Source organism: Parasphingorhabdus sp. (genome assembly GCF_048267785.1).
In the GTDB taxonomy this organism is placed as follows: Bacteria; Pseudomonadota; Alphaproteobacteria; order Sphingomonadales; family Sphingomonadaceae; genus Parasphingorhabdus.
Map to the genome: position 1 here is coordinate 124,847 of NZ_JBLWWU010000010.1, position 14,868 is coordinate 139,714.

The following is a 14,868-nucleotide window of genomic DNA, read 5'->3' on the forward strand; positions in this document are numbered from 1 at the left end:
TATCCGGCCCATCCATTTGAGCAGAAAGTAATATATCATGCCCAGTTACACCGCACCGATCGGCGAAGTCCGGTTCATCCTCAACGAAGTTCTCCATCTTGAACAATATGCGAATGTCCCCGGCTTTGAAAACGCGACGCCGGAAATGGTCGACGCGATCCTCACCGAAGCGGGGAAATTTTCGTCAGAAGTGCTCCATCCGCTCAATCAAATCGGTGATGAAGAAGGCTGCACCCGTCATGACGACGGCTCTGTCACCACGCCGACGGGTTTCAAGGAAGCCTATCAGCAACTGACCGACGGCGGCTGGACGACCTTGTCATCGCCCGAAGAATTTGGCGGGCAGGGCCTCCCCCGCGTGGTTGGCAATGCGGTGATGGAGTTCATGGTTTCGGCCAATCAGGCACTGGAAATGTACAGTGGCCTGACCCAGGGCGCGATTGCCTCGATCCTGACAGAAGGCAGCGAAGAGCAGAAGCAGACTTACGCCACCCAGATGATTTCCGGCAAATGGACCGGAACAATGAACCTGACCGAAGCGCATTGTGGCACCGATCTGGGGCTTATCCGGACCAAGGCAGAACCCATGCCGGGCGGCCATTATGCGGTTACCGGCCAGAAGATTTTCATCTCTGCCGGCGAGCATGACATGGCGGAAAATATCATCCATCTCGTGCTGGCCAAGACGCCAGGTGCGCCGGACAGTTCCAAGGGCATCTCGCTCTTCATCGTACCGAAATTTCTGGTCAACGAGGACGGATCGCTGGGCGAACGCAATGGCGTGAGCTGTGGCTCTATCGAGGAAAAAATGGGCATCCACGGCAATGCAACTTGCGTGATGAACTATGATGGCGCGACCGGCTATATGGTCGGCGAAGAGAATAAAGGCCTGCGCGCGATGTTCATCATGATGAACGCGGCGCGGCTGGGCGTCGGGTTGCAGGGTCTGGCACAGGGCGAAATCGCTTATCAAAATGCTGTCATTTATGCTGGTGACCGGCGACAGGGCAGGGCATTGACCGGTGCTCAGGACCCGGAAGAAAAAGCGGATACGCTGTTCGCCCACCCCGATGTGCGGCGGATGCTGATGGATGGCAAGGCGTTTACCGAGTCGATGCGGGCGCTGGTTCTGTGGGGTGCTTTGCAGGTTGATCTCGCGGACAAGGCCGAAACCGAGGAGAATCGTCAATTCGCCAATGATCTGGTCAGCCTCCTGACCCCGGTAATCAAGGGCTATGGCACCTATATGGGCTATCAGATCGCGACGGAATCGCAGCAGGTCTACGGTGGTCACGGCTATATCAAGGAATGGGGCATGGAGCAGTTCGTTCGCGATGCCCGGATTGCGATGATTTATGAAGGCACCAACGGTATCCAGGCGATGGACCTCGTCGGGCGCAAGCTTGGCCAAAATGGCGGCCGTGCGGTTCAGGCCTTTTTCCAGGTGATCGCCGACGAGATTGCCGAAGCCAAGGGCCACGACAAGCTGTCCGGGTTTGCCGAAGCGCTGGAAAAGGCCAATGGCGAACTGCAAAAAGCAACGATGTGGTTCATGCAGCATGGCATGGCCAATCCGAACAACGCGGGGGCTGGCGCTTATCATTATATGCACCTCATGGGTATCGTCTCGCTCGGACTGATGTGGTTGCGGATGAGCAAGGCGGCGCAGGCCACTCTCGAGGCAGGGACCGACAATCCGAAATATTACGAAGCCAAGCTGGTGACGGCGCAATATTTCGCAGAGCGTTTCCTGCCCGATACCGGTTCATTGCGGCGCAAGATTGAAGGCGGTGCCGATTCTATCATCGGTCTGGATCCGGAGATGTTCGCCGTCGCCTGACCGATTTTATCGCGCGGCTTCATTCCGTTCCGCCTGTTTGTAGGCGTCTTCCCAATTGGTCAGATTTCGCCGGGCATCCTGTACAAAGGGTGACCGGCGAATGCCCCACAGGGCGAGATCATTGGCAAAGCGGCCAAGCAGCCGCATCGGGCGTTTCACCTGCACCAGCAGGATGACCCGGCGCTGATCGGTATGGTTGTGCACTTCGTGATAATAGCTGTCGTCGAATATCAGCCATTTTCCGGCCTCCCAGAACAGCTCGGTCTCTTCGACCTGCATCACGCATTTCTCCGGCCTGTCGGGGACGATCAGCCCGAGATGACAAGTGACCAGGCCACGGGTGACTCCGCGGTGGCGGGGAATATGGGCTCCCGGCTCAAGGATAGAGAAAAATGCCGAGTTGAGATCGGGTATCTGGCGCACCAATTCTGCCGTGACCGGGGCCCGCGCACAATTTTCCGCTACTTCATAGCCATAGCCGATCAGGAAAAACGAGCGCCAGTTGCCGTCGCCGGCGATCCGGGCATGATCGGGGGAAATATCCTTGAGCGGCGGTACCGCGTCGCGGTGGCGCAGGATTGTCGCTGCCTCCTGTGCGATATCCCGCCAGCGCTCCGTCAATCGTTCGGTCCACGGAAAAGTCGGGGCAGAAAGAATCGGTTCGGTGGGAATTTTTGAATGGGCTGTGGATATTCTGTTCATTGCGCCGCGAAGGCGCTTGCCAACCCTGATGATCAATGGTCGGCTGGCTGTTTTCGTGATTGTATCAGACGCTGTTGGAACTTTGTTCCCGGACATGGCTCGCAACCTTTCTCTTGAAATGCCCCGGACCCGATTTTCCGATTTTATATAGTGGAATGTGACCATTTTTCGACGAACTCTGGCCAACAATCTGTCAAAGGCAACTGTCGCCTTCGGTTGCGACGAACGGTGTTTCTTCACAGATAAACTACATAAATCAACGGCTTAGCGTCTATCTTGCCCATATGGTCGATGGTTGCTGGACCCGCGAGCGGGCTTCCGTCACAACAGCTGTGACAGGGGAATGATACGCATAAGGAGTATATGCAATGCATTCCAAATTAGCTTTGAACAGCCTGCGCCGGATGACCCCCTATCTGGTTACCGCCGGATTGGGATTATCGGTCGCAGCCAGTGCCGCACAACCGGTGCCTTCAGATGACACGCCGTCGGAAATCCCGGCCCCGACCGTCGATACCGATGGTGATGGTGTCATGGATGCCTGGGATCGTGATGGCGACAGCCAGCCCGATGCTTGGGATACGGATGGTGACAGCAAGCCCGACCTGCTCGACGCGGACGGGGATGGCAAGCCCGACTAGATCAGCAACGCGCGCTTCTATCGAACACCGGGCCTATTGCTGGTCCGGTGTTCTTTTATTTTCAAACACTTCATCAAACATGCTGAGCATGGCCGCTTTGCTCTGTCGGTCTGCCGATGCGTTATATTTGATCGCATCCATTGATCCGGAGCTGCCGCTGATATCGGTGAAGCCATGGAGCACGCCGGAATAGATATGGATATGACAATCGGCGCCGGCAAAATCCATTTCCTCCATAAAGGCGCGCATTTGCTTGGGCGGAACGAGCGGGTCGGCGCGGCCATGGCAGACCAGGATGCGTGATTTTATGGTTCCGCGCTTGGCCGGTAGCGGTGTCGCAAGCAGGCCGTGAAAACTCACCACCAGGGCAAGGTCTTCCCCCCCGCGCGCCATTTCGAGTACGATTTCACCGCCCATGCAATAGCCAATCGCCCCGATACGGTTATTACCCAGCGTCGATCGCCTGCGCAATTCTTCGAGGGCAAAGTGGAATCGTTCCCGATAATATTCGGCATCCGCGCGCAATATGTCCGCCAGCGCGCGCGCTTCACGCATATTGTCGATGGGACCCTTGCCATACAGGTCGCAGACCATTGCGCTATAGCCCAAAGAGGCAAGCCATCTGGCCCGTTCAAACATTTGCTTGTTCGGTCCCATGATAGTGGGAACGATCAATATGGCCGCACGCGGATAGCGGCTGGGTTGAGCCATATAGCCGGCTAATTCTACGTCACCATGCCGATAGGTGAACTGCTGGACCTCTATTGAACTCATTCTTCGGGCAAAAACTCTGGAACGGATAGATAGCGTTCGCCGGTATCATAGTTGAAACCGAGAATTTTGGCCTGATTGCCGAGTTCCGGCAGCTTTTGTGCGATCGCGGCTAGCGTGGCACCGGAGGATATGCCTACGAGCATGCCCTCTTCCTTCGCAGCTCTCAGTGCCATCGCCTTGGCATCGGCCGGATCGACCTGAATCGCGCCATCGAGGCTTTTGGTGTGGAGGTTGCCGGGAATGAAGCCGGCACCAATGCCCTGGATCGGATGGGGGCCAGGCTGGCCACCACTGATCACCGGCGAGTTCGTCGGTTCGACAGCATAGACTTTCAAATGGCTCCAATGTTCTTTCAATACCTCCGCGACGCCCGTGATATGGCCGCCCGTGCCGACGCCGGTGATGATCGCATCGAGTGGATCGTCCTTGAAATCATTGAGGATTTCTATTGCGGTCGTGCGTTTGTGGACTTCAACATTGGCCGAATTTTCAAATTGTTGCGGCATCCAGGCACCGGGCGTCTGGTCAACCAGTTCCTGCGCCCTTTCGATCGCACCCTTCATGCCTTTTTCCTTCGGGCTCAGGTCAAAGCTGGCGCCATAAGCGAGCATTAACCGGCGGCGTTCGAGGGACATCGACTCCGGCATAACCAGGACCAGATTATACCCCTTGACCGCTGCCACCATTGCCAGTCCGACTCCGGTATTGCCGGACGTCGGTTCGATAATGGTGCCGCCGGGCTTGAGCGCGCCGGAATTCTCGGCGTCCTCGATCATCGCAAGGCCGATCCGGTCCTTGATCGATCCGCCCGGGTTGGAGCGTTCCGATTTGATCCAGACATTGGCGTCGCCAAACAGGCGCTGTATCTTGATATGCGGCGTATTTCCGATGGTTTCGAGAATATTGTTAGCTATCATTGTCCTGCACTCCTGGTTATCTTGTCGTTGTTGCCGCCGGTTCCGCTTGCAGATCTTCCGGCGGATCAAATGTCTTGGCAGCACCCAATTGGGGGAACAGGCGCGACCAGAGTCCTGTCACCACTATAGCACCGGCTCCGCCGGCGACAATGGCCGCAATTGGTCCGACCAGAACCGCAAGGCCACCGGACAGGGCATCGCCGAGTTCGTTGGATGCGCTGATCGTCATCTGGCTGACCGCACCGACCCGTCCGCGCTTGGCGTCCGGCGTGTGCAACTGGATCAGTGAGCTGCGAACATAGACGCCGAACATGTCGGCAGCGCCGCAAATTCCGAGGCAGGCCATCGAGAGATACAGGTTGGTGCTGAGGCCGAAGCCGATCGTGCCCAGTCCGAATACGGCCATCGCACCGAGCATGCTGTTGCCAACATTCTTGCTGAGCGGAGCAAAGGAGAAAATAAGCGCGACGATCACCGCGCCCACCGCAGGAGATGCCGCGAGCAGCGACAGGCCGATTTCACCGGCGTGCAATATGTCCTTGGCAAAAACCGGGATCATCGCGGTTGCGCCGGCAAGGAACATCACCAGCAGATCGAGCGTGATCGCGCCGAGCACCAGCTTGTTGGTCCAGACATAGGCCATGCCGTCGCCGACCTGTTGCAGCGGGCTCTTGGTCTTGTCTGCCGGCGCGCGGGGGACCGGTCCGATCAGGAACATGGCCAGTGTCGCCAGTCCATACAGTCCGGCACAGACAAAATAGGGCAGGGCCGCGTCGACCTTGTAAAGCGGTCCGGCCATACCGGGACCGGCAATGACGCCGACCTGCCAAGCGATGGTGGATAGGGCTATGGCGCGTGGCAGCGACGCCTTCGGAACCAGATTCGGAGCCAGCGAACTAATCGCCGGGCCGAGGAAGGCCCGGCAAATGCCGAGCAGCACGGCAATGATATAGATGGACCAGAGCGTGATGCCACCACTCGCCGTCAGCAGCGCGAGCGTCAGCGCGATCATCGCCTGCGAGGCCAGAACAATGCGCGCGATCCAGCGACGATCCATATGGTCTGCAACCCACCCGACCAGCGGTGTCAGAATGAACAGGGGTACGAACTGCAGCAGACCAAGCAGGCCCAAGATGCCGGCCGAGGCGCTGATCCCCATATCTTCACGGGCCAGATTATAGGCTTGCCAGCCGAGGATCAACATCATCGCATAAAGCGCAAACATGGCCGCCAGCCGTGAGAACCAGAGGTAGCGATAATTGGCTATGGTAAAGGGATGGGGTGCGGGGTTGATCACACGGTGACTGCTAGCGATTCACGCAAGTTGCTGCAATCAATACATGCTCCCACGGACAGATTTGGTACAGAGCGGTTCGTCGAATAGGGCTGGCCAAATGGCGGACGACTATGCCAATCAGTGGCCACGAAAATAATCGCATGGCCTATTCCCCGGGAGATGAGAATGAAGATGCGCAATCTGTTGCTGGCGGTGTCGCTGGCCGCTTTGACTGTAACCGGATGCAAGAAAATCGAGGACGAGCCGGTCGCGGCCATGGAGATTGATCAGGATACGGCCTGGGGCCGCTATCTTTCGGAGTTTCTCGATGGCTATTTTCCTGTCAATCCGACCTTTGCCATCTATCAGGGCAAGCATGAATATGACGGCCAGCTTCCCGACTGGAGCGCCGAAGGCCTGAAAAAGGCCGTCGCTATTCGCAAACAGGCGATCGCGGATGCGCGGGCGATTGACGCCAAGGACCTGAGCGACGCGGAAAAATTTGAACGGGATTATCTGATCAATGTGATGGAAGGCGAGCTTTTCTGGCTGGAGACCGCCGACTCGCCCCATAGAAATCCGGCTTATTATGTCGGAGCGTTGGATCCCAATGTCTATATCGCGCGGCCCTATGCGGACATTGCGACGCGGATGAAGGCGTTCATCAAATATGCCAAGGCCGTTCCGGCAGCTGCGGCGCAGATCAAGGATAATCTGAAGCTCCCGTTGCCGGAAACCTATCTCAATTTCGGTCAGGCGGCCTTTGGCGGTTTTGCCGATTATTTTACCGGTGATGCCAAAGCGGCCTTTGCCGAGGTCAAGGACAGCGAACTCCAGCGGCAATTCGATGTTGCCGCCGCTGCCGCCGCGGCAGCGATGAAGGAACTTTCCGGTCATATCGGTTCGGTTCCGGCGACCAAGGATGGCTATGCGCTGGGTGCCGACAAATTCGCGGCGATGGTGAGCAAGACCGAGGGCGTCAATATCTCGCTCGACGAGCTGGAAGCTATTGGCAAGGCCGATCTCAAGCGCAATCAGGCGGCTCTGGCCAAGGCTTGCGCTGCCTTTGCGCCGGGCGCGAGCATCGTCGACTGTTTCGCAAAAATGGCCGCGAACAAGCCCGAGAAAGGCCCTGTGCAGGAAGCCCGCGACCAATTGCCGCCGCTGCGCCAGTTCATTATCGACAAGGATCTGGTGACCATTCCCGGCACCGAAGTTGCCCAGGTCGAGGAATCGCCGCCCTATAACCGGCAGAATAGCGCCTATATCGATATTCCCGGACCATATGAAAAGGGCCTGCCGAGCGTCTATTATATCTCGCCGCCGGATCCGGCGTGGGACGAGGCGACGCGTGCCGCCTATATTCCCGGCAAGATGGATCTGCTCGGGACCTCGAATCACGAAGTATGGCCCGGTCATTTCCTCAACTTCCTGCACAGCAACCGGGCGGAATCGATCTTCGGGAAATTGTTCGTCGGCTATGCCTTTGCCGAAGGCTGGGCCCATTATACCGAAGAGATGATGGTCGAAGCCGGCTTGCACGATGGCGATCCGGAGACCAAAATCGGCCAGCTGTCCAACGCGCTGCTGCGCAATTGCCGCTATCTGTCGGCCATCGGCTTGCACGCGCGCGGGATGACGGTCGAGCAGAGCCTCGATATGTTCCAGAAGGAATGTTATCAGGATCTTGGCAACGCGACCCAGCAGGCGGCGCGCGGGACCTATGATCCGGCCTATCTCAATTACACGATGGGCAAGCTGATGATCCGCAAACTGCGCGAAGACTGGACCGGTGGCGACCGCAAGAAATGGAAGGCTTTCCACGACGAGTTTCTCAGCTATGGCGGCCCGCCGATTCCGATGGTGCGCAAGGCGATGATGAAGGAAGCCGAAGCAAAAGCGGTTTTCTAGCGACAAACGCAGCAAGGGGCGCCTGCCAGCGCAGGTGCCCCGTGCCGCCCGTTAACACTGGTCCTTAACATTCCCGCTGGTGCCGTACCGCAGCGGGACGGCCCGAAAATCGGGGATTTATTCTCGCGAATCCATGGTAAATGCTTCCTTAACGAACGGAGCATTGGTGATGGTCGAGAAAATTGCATATCGGGTGAGCGCGTCGATCCTGCTGCTGACAGCCCTGGCGATTGTCGCCATGCTGGTGATGGGCCTGACCCGCGCCGATGCCGGTTCCTCTTCCGAGCGGCCCGCGGTCGCTGTGGCCGACAAGGCCGCAGCCGAGCCAGTGATGCAGGATATTGCCGTTACCGAACCGGTGGAGGCGGAGCCGATTGAAATTGCCGATAAACTGCCCCTGAACGACAAGTTCGTGGTCAAACGCATCCTCCAGATCGACGAACCATTCGTTCACGGCTATTATAAATGGGACGACGAAGGCGTGCCGGAGGGCGAACTGGTCGTGACCGTCGATCTCAAGGCCGAGAGTATTTCGGTCTTCCGCGCCGGCTATGAAATCGGCGCGGCGGTGATCACCTTTGGCGATTCCGAAAAACCGACTCCGACCGGCGTCTTTCCGATCACCCAGAAGAGCAAGGACCATGTCTCGAACATCTATGGCTCGCCAATGCCCTATATGCTGCGTCTGACCAACGACGGTGTCGCGATCCACGCCAGCGACGTCAAGTGGGGCTGGGGCACGCGCGGCTGCATCGGTGTACCGATGGAATTCGCCCGACGGTTGTTCGAACAGGCCAAGCTCGGTGACCGGGTGATCGTGACCGATGGCAAGATGCTGGGCGTCGGCGACGCCATTTTGTGAGACAGGGTCCTGTCTGGCAAAGATGACGTTTAAAATCGCACTGGTCTTACAATAGCCGGCGCCCCTTCCTATATATAGAACAAGCCTTCGTGATTGCAGGATTGCAGTCCCGATCGGCATTGTCTCTTCACGCTCAAAAATTCCTTTGATCGGCTTTCCTGAGGCAGGACATCATTCGCATTATTATCGCTTGAGTTTGTTCGCCGTCAGCCGCCCTGAACCCTTGTCTCTCTGAGATTACCGGCTGGCTGCCGCCCGAACATCACCCCGGAAGGAAATGTCATGGCCAAATCACAGAAAAAATCCAATCGCGAAGTCCGCAAACCCAAAGCCGAGAAGAAAAAGACCAATGCGTCCAATCCTTCGGCCAAGCCGGGTGTGGTCGCGGGCCTTGAGAATATGAAAAACAATCGCGGTTGATGGCGCGAAGGAAAGGAATGCACCCATGCGCGTAAAAGCCGCAACATGTCGCGAACAAGAAGCGCGGCAGCTTGATCTCGCCGCCAATGATCCGCTGGAAAGCCGTCGCATAGTCGCTGCGGCCGCGGCGAAGGCGTGGGGTCTCGAAGCAATCCAGGCCGAAAAGCGCGAAGCCGGCCACCTGAGCCCGCGCGACAAGCTTGACGCGGAAATCGCCCTTGAATTCGCCGAGGAAACAGAAGCTGACGCGCTGGAGGACGAGACCTGATATGGAGCTTCGACTGATAATAGCTTATGCCTTGATCGCGCTGCTGGTTGGCGGCATCGGGGCGATGATCGTTGTTGTGCGGAAGAAAAACAAGAAAAAGCGCGGGGGTTATTGAGGCCGGATTCAGGCCGCCAACTGCCGCTTGTCCACTTTGATATCCTTCTCCCGTGCTCTTGCATTGGCTAGATCAAAGGCCGTTTGCATCCGGCACAGCGTATCGGCCTTTACGTCAAACAGTTTCTCAAACCGGATCGCCATATCTGCAGATAAAGCAGAGCGGCCGTTGAGAATTGCGCTCACCGACTGACGGCTGACGCCAAAGGCATTGGCGAGTGCACCTATCGCGATGCCCTTGGACTCGATGATTTCGGACTTCAGCCAAATGCCTGGATGGATGGCGAGCAAAGAGTGCATATTGAGTGCCCTCAGTGATAATCCTCCAGATCGAGATTATAGCCTAATTGGCAACAAGTGTAAGCCCCTCCTCTTCATAGGAGGGGTTGGGGTGGTGGTGAGGCGAAGCCGAGCTTGCGGGACAAAGCCGCTCACGGGCATCGCGCCAATCTCCTCATAAACCACCCCTGACCCCTCCTTTGAAAAGGAGGGGGAGAGTAGAACCGTTCGTGGTGAACCTGTCGAACCAGTTCTCTTGACGATAGCGGTCCTTCGACAAGCTCAGGACGAACGGATTAGTTGGTTCAGTGTAAGCGATCAGCGCGAACTGTAACCCTCAAGCAACCTCCACAAACGAGTCCAGCACCCTTTTATCCCCCGACTTCTCGAACGCGATCTCCAGCTTGTTGCCTTCCTTCACCTTCACTTCGCCATAGCCGAATTTGGTGTGGAAGACGCGCATGCCGACCTTGACGTCGTCGCGGCCCTTGTTGCCGAGGGAGACGGCGCTGCGGCGGGCTTCCTTGATGACGCGGGGTTTCTTGTCGAAGCCTGACGAGGCCGCGCGTTGCCAGCCGGGGCCGCGCTTGCCGGCTCTGGTCGCGTTGGTGGCGGCGAGATGGGAGAAGGGGTCGCTATTCTCGCTCCAGTTGGCGCGCCACAGGCTTTCGCCGCCGCTCATGCTGCTTTCATGCTCGACATGGTCCTTCGGCAGCTCGTCGATGAAGCGCGAGGGAATCGAGCTGGTCCACTGGCCGTAGATCCGCCGGTTTGCGGCGTGGAAAATCGTGCATTTCTTTTTCGCCCGCGTGATCGCGACATAGGCGAGGCGACGTTCTTCCTCGAGGCTGGCATTGCCGCCCTCGTCTAGGCTGCGCTGAGACGGGAATACGCCTTCTTCCCAACCGGCGCAGAAGACATGGTCATATTCCAGTCCCTTGGCGCCGTGCATGGTCATGATCGTGACCTTGGGCTCGTCGTCGCGGGCATCATTGTCCATGACCAGACTGACATGCTCAAGGAAATCGCCGAGCGTTTCATATTCTTCCATCGCGCGGGCAAGCTCGGTCAGATTTTCCAGGCGGCCGGCGGCTTCGGTCGAGCGGTCGGCCTGCAGCATCGTGGTGTAACCGGACTCGTCAAGAACGATGCGGGCTAGTTCGGCGTGATCGGTATCCGCCGCCATCTCGCGCCAGCGCCCAAAATTGCGCATCAGTTCCAGCAACGTATTGCGCGCGCGCGGCGGCAGCTCGTCAGTGTCGCAGATATTCAGCGCGGCGGCGGCGAGGGGAATGCCCTGGGCGCGGGCAAGGCGGTGGACCTTTTCCACAGTTTTATCCCCAAGGCCGCGCTTGGGTGTGTTGACGATCCGCTCGAACGCGAGATCATCCGCCGGCTGGGTGATCACCCGCAGATAGGCGAGCGCATCGCGGATTTCGGCGCGCTCGTAAAAGCGGAAGCCGCCGATGATCTTGTAGGGCATGCCGATCGAGATGAAACGGTCCTCGAACTCGCGGGTCTGGAACTGGGCGCGGACAAGGATCGCGATATCGTTGAGCGAAACCTGCTTGATCTGCTGCAGCGCCTCGATCTCGTCGCCGGTGCGCCGGGCTTCTTCCGGTCCATCCCAGACGCCGATAACCTGCACCTTGTCGCCTTCGGTTTCCTCGGTCCACAGGGTCTTGCCGAGGCGGCCACTGTTGTGATTGATCAGTCCCGATGCCGTGGCCAGAATATGCGGCGTCGAGCGGTAATTCTGCTCCAGCTTGACCACCGTGGCTTCCGGAAAATCCTTTTCGAACTTCAGGATATTGGCGACTTCCGCCCCGCGCCACGAATAGATCGACTGGTCATCGTCACCGACACAGCAGATATTCTTGTGGCTCTGCGCGAGCAGCCGCAGCCAGAGATATTGCGAGCTGTTGGTGTCCTGATATTCGTCGACGAGAATATATTTGAAGCGGCTCTGGTAAAGCTCGAGAATCTCGCGATTGGTCTTCAGCAGGTTCAGCGAGTGTAGCAGCAGGTCGCCGAAATCGCAGGCGTTCAGTGCTTTCAACCGTTCCTGATAGAGCGTGTAGAAATGCTGGCCCTTGCCATTGTCATAGCGTTCCGCCTCATTGGCATCGAGATCCTGCGGGTTGAGACCGCGGTTCTTCCACTGGTCGATCAGACCGGCGAGCATCCGCGCGGGCCAGCGCTTGTCATCGACTTCTTCGGCCTGGATCAACTGCTTGAGCAGACGGATCTGGTCATCGGTATCGAGAATGGTGAAATTGCTCTGCAGACCGACCAGTTCGGCATGGCGGCGCAGCATTTTCGCGCCGATGCTGTGGAAGGTGCCGAGCCACGGCATGCCCTCAAAGCTTTCGCCGACGATGGCGGCGATCCGCTCCTTCATTTCGCGGGCCGCCTTGTTGGTAAAGGTCACCGCGAGAATTTCGCTGGGCCAGGCTTTGCGGGAGTAAACGATATGGGCGATTCGTCGGGTGAGGGCGGCGGTCTTGCCAGTCCCCGCGCCGGCCAGCACCAGCACCGGGCCCTCGCTGGTGAGCACGGCCTCGCGCTGTGGTTCGTTCAATCCTTTCACATAGGGCGGATCGGATGCTTGCGGTTGTTTGACAGGTTCGGACACGGGTGAACAGTTAGGGAACATCGGCGATGGCGGCAAGTGGATTAGGCTTTTTTGGGGAACTTTTCCCGGTCTCGAGCATTTGGGGGATTACCGTATAAAAGGAGAGCCAAGGAGATAGACATGAGCAAGCGATTGATTTTAACCGCTTTAGCGGCAACCGGGATGATGACCGGCGCCGTAGCAAATGCGAATCAGGATGAAACCGGCGAAGCAACCGCCAAGGCCGCGGCTGCATCGGATGAAAAAACCGTCATGGTTGATGGCCAGTCCATGGTCGTCTGCACGAAGACGGTGCAGGATAGCTGCATCAATCCGCGCGAAGCTGGGCTCGATTGGGGCAACCGGCCGCTCGATCATTGGCCCGGAAAGCCAGGTAGCGAAAAATAGTGCATTTGGTTAGGCGAGGCCGTCCGTGATCCGGCCTCGCCGTCATTTCATTCATGCCCCAAAGGACAGGTTGATAAATATGTTGCAACGCACCATTTGTTAACTAATGGACGCCACAGCATCCCCACGGAGTATGAAATGAGCAAGAGACTGACCACAAGCGCAATTGTCGCGACCCTGTTGATGGCGGCCACCAGCTTTTACAGCGTGGCGCACCAGAGCTCTGATGAAACCGCAGTTTCATCGGCCTCGACGACGCAGTTGATGGGCGGCTAAACCGTCACCGGGCGCAGAATATGAATCTGCGCCTTGCCGCTTTTCCGCACGCAATCCAGATCAAATCCCTTCACAACCACGTCTTCCTGGCTGCCGGTTTCAATCGCGATCCAGCTTGAGGGGGCGAACCAGCCGTGGCGGCCCAGTTTGTCGAGTGCCACTGCGCCCGCGCCGGTATCATAGGGCGGGTCCATCAGGATGAGGTCATAGGGCTTGCGCGCTGCGCCGAGATGCAGCACCGAACCAATCCGGACATCAGACTGAGCGGCTGCACCCAGTTTTTCGATATTCGTTTCCAGCGCCCGGACCGCATCGGGGTCCTGTTCGACAAAGGTGCAATGGGCCGCGCCGCGGGACAGCGCCTCGAGGCCAAGCGCACCGGAACCCGAGAACAGGTCGAGTATTTGCAAATCCTCAAAATCACCGAGCCGGCTGGTCAGCATCGAGAATAGCCGCTCGCGGGTGCGGTCGGCGGTTGGTCGGGTGGTGTCACCCTTGGGGGCGATAATTTTCCGGCCCCGCCAGTTTCCTGCGATTATGCGCATATCAAGCCGTTCGTGCTGAGCTTGTCGAAGCACATGGTGTAGGCGCGAACGGAGTTTATAGCCGAACGCATCATTTTAGCGTCTTGCGGAACTGTACCAGATCATGCCGGCGCACGGCGTCGATTTCACCCTTGGCCAGATCGCCGAGCACAAACGGCCCGTAACTGGTACGAATGAGGCGGGACACCTCCAGCCCGAAATGTTCCAGCACCTTGCGGACTTCGCGGTTCTTGCCCTCGGTCAGGGTGATCTCGATCCATTGGTTGCGACCGGTGCGGCGCTCCAGATTGGCAGTGATCGGGCCATATTTCATGCCGTCGATGGTGATCCCGCGATACAGCTCTTCGAGCTGCGCTTGGGTGATGTCGCCGAATGTGCGGGCGCGATAGGTGCGCGGGATGCCATTTTTCGGTAATTCCATCTGCCGCTTGAACTCGCCATCGGTGGTCATCAGCAACAGCCCCTCGGTGTTCATGTCGAGCCGACCGATCGGCATGATCCGCTCCATATCCTTGGGCAGCACGTCATAAATGGTCTTCTTGCCGGAAAAATCGCGTTCGGCGGTCAGGCAGCCATTGGGCTTGTGAAAGCGGAACAGCTTGGCCGGGGAAGGCTCTGCCACCGGCTTGCCATCGACGGTGATGCCGGTCAGATTCTTGAGCAGCAGCGAGGGATGCTCGACCAGATCGCCATTCAACTCGATCCGGCCTGCGTCGATCATTCTCTCGATTTCTCGGCGAGAAGCAACGCCGGCGCGCGCCAGCAGTTTGGCGATACGCTGCCCTTCGCGAGCCTCGGCTGGTGCCGCTTTGGTTACCGCCGCAGCCTTTGCGCCGGGCGTCGGTTTTGCGCGATATTTCTTGGGCGGTTTTTCTTCGGTCATGGCCAGACGCATGGCGGAAAAATGCGCTCGCTGCAATCTGTAACCTTTGGTTATGCGGCTGCGAATGCCTATTGTTACCACTATGGAGTTGGAAATGAGGAAGATTGTCCTGTGTGCATTGATCGGCGGTGCGGCTTT

General features: G+C 57.9%; 16 protein-coding genes. 8 read left to right on the plus strand and 8 right to left on the minus strand.

The features are described from left to right. Positions 1 to 37 precede the first annotated feature (37 nt). Positions 38 to 1,840 (plus strand): acyl-CoA dehydrogenase C-terminal domain-containing protein, encoded by a 1,803-nt coding sequence (locus ACN0VD_RS10175; protein ID WP_417593834.1) that lies wholly within the window; start codon positions 38 to 40, stop codon positions 1,838 to 1,840. A gap of 6 nt (positions 1,841 to 1,846) precedes the next feature. Here ACN0VD_RS10175 and ACN0VD_RS10180 read toward each other — a convergent pair whose 3' ends face one another. After that, positions 1,847 to 2,638, minus strand: a complete 792-nt coding sequence (locus ACN0VD_RS10180; protein ID WP_417593836.1) for an aspartyl/asparaginyl beta-hydroxylase domain-containing protein — start codon at positions 2,636 to 2,638, stop codon at positions 1,847 to 1,849. A gap of 272 nt (positions 2,639 to 2,910) precedes the next feature. On the opposite strand from ACN0VD_RS10180, the gene ACN0VD_RS10185 reads away from it, so the two are divergent. After that, positions 2,911 to 3,183 (plus strand): hypothetical protein, encoded by a 273-nt coding sequence (locus ACN0VD_RS10185; protein WP_417593837.1) that lies wholly within the window; start codon positions 2,911 to 2,913, stop codon positions 3,181 to 3,183. Positions 3,184 to 3,216: 33 nt separating this feature from the next. Here the strand turns inward: ACN0VD_RS10185 and ACN0VD_RS10190 are convergent, their stop codons facing one another. From ACN0VD_RS10190 to ACN0VD_RS10200, 3 genes are read right to left on the minus strand one after another with little or no spacing between them, the layout of a single operon-like run. Next, positions 3,217 to 3,957 carry a dienelactone hydrolase family protein gene (locus ACN0VD_RS10190; RefSeq protein WP_417593839.1) on the minus strand — a complete coding sequence of 247 codons (741 nt, stop codon included), beginning with the start codon at positions 3,955 to 3,957 and terminating at the stop codon, positions 3,217 to 3,219. Continuing rightward, complete coding sequence (gene cysK / locus ACN0VD_RS10195; protein WP_417593841.1) at positions 3,954 to 4,874, minus strand: cysteine synthase A; 921 nt, start codon at positions 4,872 to 4,874, stop codon at positions 3,954 to 3,956. The genes ACN0VD_RS10190 and cysK overlap by 4 nt, the downstream gene beginning before the upstream one ends. Positions 4,875 to 4,890: 16 nt before the next feature. Further along, positions 4,891 to 6,171: an MFS transporter gene (locus ACN0VD_RS10200; RefSeq protein ID WP_417593843.1), complete on the minus strand. Its 1,281-nt coding sequence runs from the start codon at positions 6,169 to 6,171 to the stop codon at positions 4,891 to 4,893. Between the two features lie 171 nt (positions 6,172 to 6,342). Between ACN0VD_RS10200 and ACN0VD_RS10205 the strand changes: the two genes are divergently transcribed. From ACN0VD_RS10205 to ACN0VD_RS10220, 4 genes are all read left to right on the plus strand, one after another. Continuing rightward, complete coding sequence (locus ACN0VD_RS10205) at positions 6,343 to 8,061, plus strand: DUF885 domain-containing protein (RefSeq protein ID WP_417593876.1); 1,719 nt, start codon at positions 6,343 to 6,345, stop codon at positions 8,059 to 8,061. Between the two features lie 169 nt (positions 8,062 to 8,230). Continuing rightward, positions 8,231 to 8,923 carry a L,D-transpeptidase family protein gene (locus tag ACN0VD_RS10210; RefSeq protein ID WP_417593845.1) on the plus strand — a complete coding sequence of 231 codons (693 nt, stop codon included), beginning with the start codon at positions 8,231 to 8,233 and terminating at the stop codon, positions 8,921 to 8,923. Between the two features lie 282 nt (positions 8,924 to 9,205). Beyond that, positions 9,206 to 9,343, plus strand: coding sequence for a hypothetical protein (locus ACN0VD_RS10215; protein WP_339689655.1), 138 nt, complete (start codon positions 9,206 to 9,208; stop codon positions 9,341 to 9,343). 25 nt (positions 9,344 to 9,368) lie between these two features. Then, positions 9,369 to 9,611, plus strand: a complete 243-nt coding sequence (locus tag ACN0VD_RS10220; RefSeq protein WP_417593847.1) for a hypothetical protein — start codon at positions 9,369 to 9,371, stop codon at positions 9,609 to 9,611. A 123-nt stretch (positions 9,612 to 9,734) separates the two neighbouring features. Here ACN0VD_RS10220 and ACN0VD_RS10225 read toward each other — a convergent pair whose 3' ends face one another. Together ACN0VD_RS10225 and ACN0VD_RS10230 are read right to left on the minus strand one after the other, a co-directional pair. Continuing rightward, positions 9,735 to 10,025, minus strand: coding sequence for a HigA family addiction module antitoxin (locus ACN0VD_RS10225; protein ID WP_417593849.1), 291 nt, complete (start codon positions 10,023 to 10,025; stop codon positions 9,735 to 9,737). Between the two features lie 316 nt (positions 10,026 to 10,341). Further along, the gene (locus tag ACN0VD_RS10230; RefSeq protein WP_417593851.1) at positions 10,342 to 12,660 is read right to left on the minus strand and encodes an ATP-dependent helicase; all 2,319 of its coding nucleotides are present in this window, start codon (positions 12,658 to 12,660) and stop codon (positions 10,342 to 10,344) included. Positions 12,661 to 12,759: 99 nt separating this feature from the next. Between ACN0VD_RS10230 and ACN0VD_RS10235 the strand changes: the two genes are divergently transcribed. Further along, positions 12,760 to 13,026: a hypothetical protein gene (locus ACN0VD_RS10235; protein ID WP_417593853.1), complete on the plus strand. Its 267-nt coding sequence runs from the start codon at positions 12,760 to 12,762 to the stop codon at positions 13,024 to 13,026. A gap of 138 nt (positions 13,027 to 13,164) precedes the next feature. Continuing rightward, on the plus strand, positions 13,165 to 13,302 hold the full coding sequence (locus tag ACN0VD_RS10240; RefSeq protein WP_417593855.1) for a hypothetical protein: 138 nt from the start codon (positions 13,165 to 13,167) through the stop codon (positions 13,300 to 13,302). Here ACN0VD_RS10240 and rsmD read toward each other — a convergent pair. Beyond that, positions 13,299 to 13,847 (minus strand): 16S rRNA (guanine(966)-N(2))-methyltransferase RsmD, encoded by a 549-nt coding sequence (gene rsmD, locus ACN0VD_RS10245; RefSeq protein WP_417593857.1) that lies wholly within the window; start codon positions 13,845 to 13,847, stop codon positions 13,299 to 13,301. The genes ACN0VD_RS10240 and rsmD overlap by 4 nt on opposite strands. 70 nt (positions 13,848 to 13,917) lie before the next feature. Then, positions 13,918 to 14,730, minus strand: coding sequence for a pseudouridine synthase (locus ACN0VD_RS10250; RefSeq protein WP_417593859.1), 813 nt, complete (start codon positions 14,728 to 14,730; stop codon positions 13,918 to 13,920). Positions 14,731 to 14,868 lie beyond the last annotated feature (138 nt).

Bases quoted from the DNA above. Each gene is read 5' to 3' on its own strand.
- ACN0VD_RS10175 (WP_417593834.1), top strand. From the start codon at position 38: ATGCCCAGTTACACCGCACCGATCGGCGAAGTCCGGTTCATCCTCAAC.
- ACN0VD_RS10180 (WP_417593836.1), bottom strand. From the start codon at position 2,638: ATGTCCGGGAACAAAGTTCCAACAGCGTCTGATACAATCACGAAAACA.
- ACN0VD_RS10185 (WP_417593837.1), top strand. From the start codon at position 2,911: ATGCATTCCAAATTAGCTTTGAACAGCCTGCGCCGGATGACCCCCTAT.
- ACN0VD_RS10190 (WP_417593839.1), bottom strand. From the start codon at position 3,957: ATGAGTTCAATAGAGGTCCAGCAGTTCACCTATCGGCATGGTGACGTA.
- cysK (WP_417593841.1), bottom strand. From the start codon at position 4,874: ATGATAGCTAACAATATTCTCGAAACCATCGGAAATACGCCGCATATC.
- ACN0VD_RS10205 (WP_417593876.1), top strand. From the start codon at position 6,343: ATGCGCAATCTGTTGCTGGCGGTGTCGCTGGCCGCTTTGACTGTAACC.
- ACN0VD_RS10210 (WP_417593845.1), top strand. From the start codon at position 8,231: ATGGTCGAGAAAATTGCATATCGGGTGAGCGCGTCGATCCTGCTGCTG.
- ACN0VD_RS10215 (WP_339689655.1), top strand. From the start codon at position 9,206: ATGGCCAAATCACAGAAAAAATCCAATCGCGAAGTCCGCAAACCCAAA.
- ACN0VD_RS10220 (WP_417593847.1), top strand. From the start codon at position 9,369: ATGCGCGTAAAAGCCGCAACATGTCGCGAACAAGAAGCGCGGCAGCTT.
- ACN0VD_RS10225 (WP_417593849.1), bottom strand. From the start codon at position 10,025: ATGCACTCTTTGCTCGCCATCCATCCAGGCATTTGGCTGAAGTCCGAA.
- ACN0VD_RS10230 (WP_417593851.1), bottom strand. From the start codon at position 12,660: ATGTTCCCTAACTGTTCACCCGTGTCCGAACCTGTCAAACAACCGCAA.
- ACN0VD_RS10235 (WP_417593853.1), top strand. From the start codon at position 12,760: ATGAGCAAGCGATTGATTTTAACCGCTTTAGCGGCAACCGGGATGATG.
- ACN0VD_RS10240 (WP_417593855.1), top strand. From the start codon at position 13,165: ATGAGCAAGAGACTGACCACAAGCGCAATTGTCGCGACCCTGTTGATG.
- rsmD (WP_417593857.1), bottom strand. From the start codon at position 13,847: ATGCGCATAATCGCAGGAAACTGGCGGGGCCGGAAAATTATCGCCCCC.
- ACN0VD_RS10250 (WP_417593859.1), bottom strand. From the start codon at position 14,730: ATGACCGAAGAAAAACCGCCCAAGAAATATCGCGCAAAACCGACGCCC.